The organism is Paenibacillus darwinianus, from assembly GCF_000598065.1.
GTDB lineage: Bacteria > Bacillota > Bacilli > Paenibacillales > Paenibacillaceae > Paenibacillus_I > Paenibacillus_I darwinianus.
The window spans coordinates 1-5787 of sequence record NZ_KK082150.1 but is presented as its reverse complement, the minus strand read 5'-3'; the positions used below and the strand labels follow the sequence as shown (position 1 = coordinate 5787).

General features: G+C 59.5%; 4 protein-coding genes. 1 reads left to right on the top strand and 3 read right to left on the bottom strand.

The window, feature by feature from the left end; genetic code table 11:
* Nucleotides 1–134: 134 nt before the first annotated feature.
* From BG52_RS06715 to BG52_RS06705, 3 genes are all read right to left on the bottom strand, one after another.
* A complete protein-coding gene (locus tag BG52_RS06715; RefSeq protein ID WP_036582940.1) occupies nt 135–1199 on the bottom strand; it encodes a Gfo/Idh/MocA family protein in 1065 nt (354 codons plus the stop codon).
* Nucleotides 1200–1301: 102 nt separating this feature from the next.
* A complete protein-coding gene (locus BG52_RS06710) occupies nt 1302–2348 on the bottom strand; it encodes an MBL fold metallo-hydrolase (RefSeq protein ID WP_036582937.1) in 1047 nt (348 codons plus the stop codon).
* Between the two features lie 250 nt (nt 2349–2598).
* Nucleotides 2599–3717: an RNA-guided endonuclease InsQ/TnpB family protein gene (locus BG52_RS06705; protein ID WP_036582935.1), complete on the bottom strand. Its 1119-nt coding sequence runs from the start codon at nt 3715–3717 to the stop codon at nt 2599–2601.
* Between the two features lie 750 nt (nt 3718–4467).
* On the opposite strand from BG52_RS06705, the gene BG52_RS06700 reads away from it, so the two are divergent.
* On the top strand, nt 4468–5655 hold the full coding sequence (locus BG52_RS06700; RefSeq protein ID WP_036667003.1) for a conserved virulence factor C family protein: 1188 nt from the start codon (nt 4468–4470) through the stop codon (nt 5653–5655).
* The last annotated feature ends 132 nt before the right edge of the window (nt 5656–5787 follow it).

Sequence of the window (5787 nt, the reverse complement as noted above, 5' to 3'; positions counted from 1 at the left end):
TCCGGTGAAGGCGCTCGCCTCGAAAGTTTCCGCGCGCCCGCAGGCAGCAGAAAACGCCCGCCGGAGACGGCGGGCATTCGGTGTGCGTGAGGTGTCGGTTCGCATCCGGCTTGAGAGCGCTGGCCGCGGTCAAGTCAGTTCCAGTCCAGCTTCACTTCATGGCCGGTGCGGGACGATTGGTAGATGGCGCTCAGAATGCGGTTGTTCGTATAGCCGGACAGTGCGGAAGTAATCGGCTCCTTGTTCTCGCGGATGCATTCCACAAAATGCTTGCTCAGCATCGTCCGGTCTTCCTCGCCTTCAAGCGGCTTGATTTCGCTCTCGATCACCTGATCGAAGGCGTGCGTCACGAACGTCGCCTTCTCGCCGACCAGCGAAATGCCGGCCTCGGTCCCCATCAGGTTAACGAACGGCTCCTCCGGAAGTCCGGCCGAATGCGCCGCCCAGCTGACTTCGAGCGAGAGCGTGGAGCCGTTGTCCATTTTGATCAGCGCGGTCGCCAAATCCTCAACGTCGTAATACCCGTCCCAGTTCGGCGTGCCCCATGTTCCGATGCCTTTGCGCTGCGGGCCGAACTCGGCGTAGGTCGTGCCGAACACTGATACCGGCTTCGGGTTGCCCATCAAGTACAGCGTCAGGTCGAGCATATGCACGCCGATATCGATCAGCGGTCCGCCGCCGGACTCCTCCATGCGGGTAAACCAGGAGCCCCAGCCCGGAATGCCTTTCTTGCGGAACCAGCCGGTCTTCGCGTTGTAAATCCGGCCGAGCTCTCCCTTGTCGATGTGGTGCTTGAGCGCGCGGGCGATGCCGCTCCAGCGCATCTGATGCGCCATCATCAGCACCTTGCCCGACTCTTCCTTCGCCTGCAAAATCGTTCTCGCCGATTCGGCGTCGTTGGCCATCGGCTTCTCCAGCAAGACGTGCTTGCCGTGCTTCAACGCTTCGACGGCAAGCGGCGCATGATATTTGTTCGGAACACCGATGACGACCGCATCGATGGCCGGATCTTCGAACATATGCTGCGGGCTTTGATAGACGACCGAGATCGTATGCTCCTTGGCACGCTGCTCGGCTTGCGGCAGATAGGCGTCCGTTACGCCTGCGAGGTATACGCCCGGAATGCGTCCGAACGTGTTCATATGGACGTTGCCGATGGCCCCCGCCCCGACAATGCCCAAACGGATCGATGATGACATGGGTATAATAGGCCTCCCCTAAGAGTCGTTACCCATACAGTATAGCGTTATAAGAGGCCATGCGCCAGGGCGCGGTTTGGCTTCCTTTTGCGCCGAATTGGCTTATTTGCCGCTCAGCTTCCACGTTTCGCCGTGCGGCAGCATGACGAGGCGCTTCGGATCGATGCCGAGGCTGCGCCTGCCGGATTCCAGCCGGTCGAGCGCCTCGCGCGGCGTATCATCGGCCAGCTTGAACGAACCGTAGTGCATCGGCACGAACCAATTGGCCCCCGTATCGAGAAAAGCCTGCAGCGCCTGCTCGGGCGTGACGTGCTGCGGACCCATGAAATGCTCCGGCTCGTACGCGCCGATCGGCATCATCGCGACGTCGATCGAGAACCGTTTGCCGATGTCGCAAAAGCCGCGAAAATAACCGCTGTCTCCGGCAAAATAGACGGTCGGCGAGTGGTTTTGGGAAACGACGGGACGGCCGTTGTGCGATTCGGTCTGTGTGTCCGGCACGTGCCCGGTCGCATGCTGCACCGCATGTTCGGCCTCATGCAAGGCAGCCTCGTGCGCCGCGGTCGATTCAATGACCCAACCGCCCCAATGCGAACGGTTCATGTCCCACGGCGTGCGGCGGCTCCAATGCTGGGCGGGCACGAACGTGAACTTCACGCCGCGCACGACGCACGATTCCCACCAATGCAGCTCTTTGACGCGCATGAAGCCTTTCAACTGAAGCTTCTGCTTCAGCCCCGCCGGGACCAGCAATGTCTTGGGTCCGTGCAAACGGCGCAGCGACGTAATGCTCAGGTGATCGTAATGCGAATGCGAGACGAGCACGACGTCGACCGGCGGCATGTCGTCGATCGGAACGCCCGGCGTGCTCATCCGCTTATGGACGCCCATCTGGGTGGTCCATACCGGGTCGGTGACGATGTTGAGTCCCGAATGCTGCAGCAGAAAGGTCGAATGGCCGATCCATGAGATCGTCGGCTCGGTGCGGTTGTGGTGAAGGTATGTGAGGTCGGGCGTCACGGTGGGAACGATGTACGAGTAATCTTTCTCCCGCAGCTTGCGGGCTCGTTCCTGGCGCCAACGGTTGAAATGGGTCAGCGTCTTCTCCGTATAGACGAAGTCCAGGTTGGCAAACCGGTCTTTCGGCATCTGAAGTCCCTCCTGAGGTCTCTATACGATCTAAGATACCAATTGAACACCTTCACCGCAAATGTAAACGGTTATGTGGAGCAGTCAATGACTCCCACTTAACTATCGTTTAAAGCGGGAGCTTGTGACTACCCGATCGTGCAGCGTCTTTCGACTCCGATCTTTTGGCGTCCATAAGGGACGTGGTGTCACATCCACCGTAAGCCTACGCCTACCGATGGGCAGATTGACAGCTGCCCTGCAAGCACAGTCATGCTGCGCCTGCACCTTCGCAAAGGTATTTTTGGCCTTGGGCCGTAAGATTCATCGCGGCAATACGGTCATCGTTGCTTTGGTAACCGCATGTTTTGCAACAAAAATGGTGCTTGCGTTTATTGCGGTTCGCCTTGGCGGTGCGTCCGCATTTGGGGCAGGCCTGCGAGGTGTGCGCCGGACTCACCGCAATGACTATCGATCCCGCAAGCTGCGCCTTGTACTCCACCATCTTGCGCAGTTGGTGGAACGCCCAGGATACCGCCACATAGCGGTCTTTGACCCTGGCCTTCTCCGTCGCTTGACGAACACCCTTCAAATCTTCGAGCACAAACAGCGTATTCGCACCATACCGGGCAACGAGTGCCTTACTGACCTGATGGTTCACATCGGTCATCCAACGGGTTTCTCGTTGCCCGATTTGTTTGAGCCTGCGGCGCGCGGAGGGGGTTTGCTTTCTTTGCAGCTGCCGGCGCAATCGTTTGTAGTTCGCTCGTTTGCGTTTCATCGCTCTGCCCGGAAAAAAAGTGGTGGCACCCTCGTTGTCATAGACCGCCGCAACAAAGTTGATTCCCAAATCGACACCTGCGATTTGCTTCACATCCTCTGGCTTTGGCAGGGACACTTCTTTGGACATCGGAATGTGCAGGAACCACTTCCCACGCTTGTGGACAAGCTTTGCTGTTCCGAACATCCAAGAGCCATCGAAGTATTGTTCCATACCCTTGGCTTCATAGCTGATTTTGATGCGTCCCTGGAGCGTGTTCACGGAAAACCGATTCGCAGTCAGCGAATAATCCCTGTTCCAGACGAGGTCGTATTCCGGTTTCTTGAACTGCACTTGTACCCAATCGTGACCGTTGCTCTGATTCGTCTTGTATCTGGCCATGACGGTTTTCATGACGGATTGAGCCATTTGGGATCGCAGGCCAATCTTACTGCGAAGATTGCGATAGGTGATCTGGTGCAGGGCAGGCAGCTTTAATTCGCGGGTGCCATACACAACCGAAGATACGAAATTGCAGCCTTGGCGATAAGCTCGGATCGTTGCCAGCAAACTTTGGATTTGGCTTTCATCAGGCTTGATTTTAATTTTCGCCGTCACTGTTACGATCATATGTTCCCCTCCCTTCTTGTCTGATTATAGCATGCTTGGGAGGTAAAGCATACCAAAAAATAGCATTCAGGCTAGCGCCTGACGCACATTCCTCCCCCGCTTGTAGAAGCGGAAGTATCCTGTGCGAACCTTGATGAAACAGTTGTTGCTCCGGCTGATTTTGTAATTTTGGTCTTCCGTGCAGCGCAGTTCAATCCGATGTCGACTCCCGTTGCCGCATCCCGGTTGCTTGTCCTACTCGGCACGCCTACTGAAATTGGCGCATACCGTTTGGCTGGCCTTTCGACCACTTTCAATAGCCCAAGCTTCCCGCTTGCGAGCAGGCGTTGTTCGCTTAGGTAATACGGGGCGGATGACGGGCCGTCGTGCCTTTCATCCACCCGCGACATGGAAGGTGACGAAGTTGCCGCCAATCGAATAGTTCGGATGGACGCTTCGTGCATCTCGAATCAATGGATTCCTTACTGCGGATGGAAGATTGGCTTTAATATCCTTTGATGTTAACATTGGAAATATACCCGATGCCGCTGCTTGTTCGGTTCACTGATTGACCGTTTCGAATATTCATTCCCCTCTCGCGCAATAAGGAGGGGACGCTTGGGAAATTCTAATTTAATTCTGTAAAGATGTGGGTGTGGATGTAATACAAGTATGCGTGTGGATGAAGTACAGTGCGAATGTGGAGCACAGATATGTGCGGCGTACGGACGTGATGGCGGATGCAATAATATATACAAGGAGGTACCGGTTATGAAATTGTTGTCGATCGAACCGACGCCCAGTCCGAATTCGATGAAATTGAATGTGGATGAGCGGTGGCCTTCCGGGCGCCGCGCCTCGTATACGCTTGAACGCCGGGATGAGGCTCCCGAGCCGCTGCGCGGTCTGCTGGGGATTGAGGGGGTGCGGGGCGTGTTCCGCACGGCCGATTTCATCGCCCTGGACCGAAAGCCGGGCGCCGACTGGCAGCGGATTCTGGGCGAGGCGAGACGGCTGTTCGACGCGGCGGAGGCCGAAGGAGGCGGCGCCGCTTCGGGTCCTGGCGGAGTCGGCGGCGAGGGCGAGGGCTTCGGCGAAGCGCACGTGCTCGTTCAAATGTACCGCGGCATTCCGATGCAGGTGCGGGTTCGCCTGGGCGATACGGAGGCGCGCGCCGCGCTGCCGGAGCAGTTCGGGGCGGCGGTTCGGGAAGCCGCCGGCGGGACGATGATTATGGAGCGGAGGCTGGAAGAGTACGGCGTGCGTTACGGCGAGCCGGATGAGATCGCCGCGGAGGTGGCGCAGGAGCTGGCGGCGGCGTACACCGCCGAGCGGCTCGCCGAGCTGGTGTCGGCAGCGAAGGCAATGGGACCCGGCAAGAGCGGGGCTGCGCCCGTGCCGGCGGCCCGGCCGCGGCCGCTTACGGCGGAGGAGCTCGCCGAAGCGTTGGACGCGCCGGACTGGCGCGTCCGGTACGCGGCGCTCGAGCGGACGCAGCCCGAGCTGCGGCTGCTGCCCCTGATCGCCCGCGCGCTGGCCGACGACAACGCCTCCGTCCGGAGGCTGGCGGTCGTCTATCTGGGCGATCTGCGCAGTCCCGAGGCGCTGCCGCATCTGTTCGCGGCGCTGAAGGACCGCACGGCCGCCGTGCGCCGGACGGCCGGCGACACGCTGTCCGATCTGGGCGACCCCGCCGCGATCGGCCCGATGATTGAGGCGCTGCGCGACCCGAACAAGCTGGTTCGCTGGCGCGCGGCCCGCTTCCTGTACGAAGCGGGCGACGAATCGACGCTTGAGGCGCTGCGCGCCGCAGCCGGCGACGACGAATTCGAGGTGCGGCTGCAGGCGCAGATCGCCCTTGAGCGGATCGAGCGCGGCGAGGAAGCCGCCGGCTCCGTCTGGCAGCAGATGACCGCTCTGCGGGGTGGCGGCGCGACCGATACGTCCGCGCAGGAATAAGTGAAAAGCCGCAAAGCCGGGAGCCGCCAGTGTGCGAGCCTCGGCTTTGCGGCTTTTTTGGTGCATGCCGGCGCTCGGCTAAGTAGCAGCTTTCGGCGTCCGGATAACCTGCATATCGCAGGCTATCCGCCC

Bases quoted from the DNA above. Each gene is read 5' to 3' on its own strand.
- BG52_RS06715 (WP_036582940.1), bottom strand. From the start codon at position 1,199: ATGTCATCATCGATCCGTTTGGGCATTGTCGGGGCGGGGGCCATCGGC.
- BG52_RS06705 (WP_036582935.1), bottom strand. From the start codon at position 3,717: ATGATCGTAACAGTGACGGCGAAAATTAAAATCAAGCCTGATGAAAGC.
- BG52_RS06710 (WP_036582937.1), bottom strand. From the start codon at position 2,348: ATGCCGAAAGACCGGTTTGCCAACCTGGACTTCGTCTATACGGAGAAG.
- BG52_RS06700 (WP_036667003.1), top strand. From the start codon at position 4,468: ATGAAATTGTTGTCGATCGAACCGACGCCCAGTCCGAATTCGATGAAA.